This is a genomic window from Streptococcus sp. 10824 (genome assembly GCF_013276595.1).
Taxonomy (GTDB): domain Bacteria; phylum Bacillota; class Bacilli; order Lactobacillales; family Streptococcaceae; genus Streptococcus; species Streptococcus pseudopneumoniae.
In genome coordinates this window covers 1-1,677 of sequence record NZ_VMLH01000149.1, presented here as the reverse complement: position 1 = coordinate 1,677, position 1,677 = coordinate 1, and the positions used below count along the sequence as shown (strand labels likewise).

General features: G+C 37.1%; 1 protein-coding gene. It reads left to right on the top strand.

Going from position 1 to position 1,677, the window contains the following annotated elements:
* The first annotated feature begins 219 nt into the window (after positions 1-219).
* Positions 220-1,413, top strand: coding sequence for an O-antigen ligase (locus HT701_RS10890; RefSeq protein ID WP_172931531.1), 1,194 nt, complete (start codon positions 220-222; stop codon positions 1,411-1,413).
* The last annotated feature ends 264 nt before the right edge of the window (positions 1,414-1,677 follow it).

The following is a 1,677-nucleotide window of genomic DNA, read 5'->3' as shown; positions in this document are numbered from 1 at the left end:
CTTATCAAATGAAATCGAGGGCTAGCTATCAGCTAGTTAAAACATCTAATTTTTAGGAGGGCTGGGTGGCTAACTTCATTATAGAACTTTCATATCACATTCGAATTACATTTTATTTTGGAAAACGTTTCCTTTGTTTTCAAATTGTTAAAAAAGTGGTACAATATAGGATAGCTTACTATTATCTGAATCAGCTGATTTGGAGAGAAAGGATTCATTTTGAAATCAATAGGCTTTATTGAAAAGCTGAAGGGGTTGTCTAGTAAAGAGCTGATTTTATTGGGAATTATCCTAAGTATCTTTTTACCCTTTTATCTTTTTGTAGTTGTACTCTGTTTATATATTATCAGTTTGATTTTTACAGGAGACATGAAAAGTATTCTTCAGAAAATGGGGGAGCATCCGATGTTGCTTCTTTTTCTTAGCTATAGTACTGTTATATCCATTCTTGCACAAAATTGGATGGGTCTTGTGGCTTCAGTAGGAATGTTTCTATTTACTATTTTCTTTTTGCACTATCAGTCGATTTTATCCCATAAATTCTTTCGATTGATTTTGCAGTTCGTCTTGTTTGGTAGTGTCTTGTCAGCTGCTTTTGCCAGTTTAGAACATTTCCAAATTGTGAAGAAATTTAACTATGCTTTTCTTTCACCCAATATGCAGGTGTGGCATCAAAACCGGGCAGAAGTGACCTTCTTTAATCCTAATTATTATGGAATTATTTGTTGTTTCTGTATTATGATTGCTTTCTATCTGTTTACAACGACCAAGTTGAATTGGTTGAAAGTATTCTGTGTGATTGCAGGCTTTGTTAATCTCTTTGGTTTGAACTTTACTCAAAATCGAACTGCCTTTCCTGCTATTATCGCTGGAGCAATCATCTATCTCTTTACGACTATTAAAAACTGGAAGGCCTTTTGGCTTAGTATTGGGGTATTTGCGATTGGCTTGAGCTTCCTCTTTTCCAGTGATTTGGGAGTTCGGATGGGGACTTTAGATTCTTCTATGGAAGAACGAATTTCTATTTGGGATGCTGGGATGGCCTTGTTTAAGCAAAATCCTTTTTGGGGTGAGGGGCCATTGACCTACATGCACTCGTATCCTCGGATACATGCTCCTTATCATGAACATGCTCATAGCCTTTATATTGATACGATTCTGAGTTACGGAATTGTGGGGACTATTTTATTAGTTTTGTCTTCTGTTGCTCCTGTTCGCTTGATGATGGATATGAGTCAGGAGTCGGGGAAACGTCCGATTATCGGCCTTTATCTATCTTTCCTTACAGTGGTTGCTGTGCACGGAATTTTTGACTTGGCTCTCTTCTGGATTCAGTCAGGCTTTATTTTCTTGCTAGTTATGTGCAGTATTCCATTGGAGCATCGAACTTTGGTATCGGACATGACGGATTAAGTTTTATAAGATTAAAATTCTTCTACCTTGGGTAGGAGATTTTTTTATACGATGGGCATGTCGTGCATCTGAGGTGTAAGTCCTCTGTAGAGATTCACTATCGGTGAATATAGTGAAATGAGATAAGAACAGGATGAATCAATCAGGACAGTCAAATAGATTTCTAACAATGTTTTAGAAGTAGAGGTGTACTATTCTAGTTTCAATCTATTATACAATAGCGCTCCCTCGTCCTTATGCAGGGACTCCTAGAGGGGAGAAAGT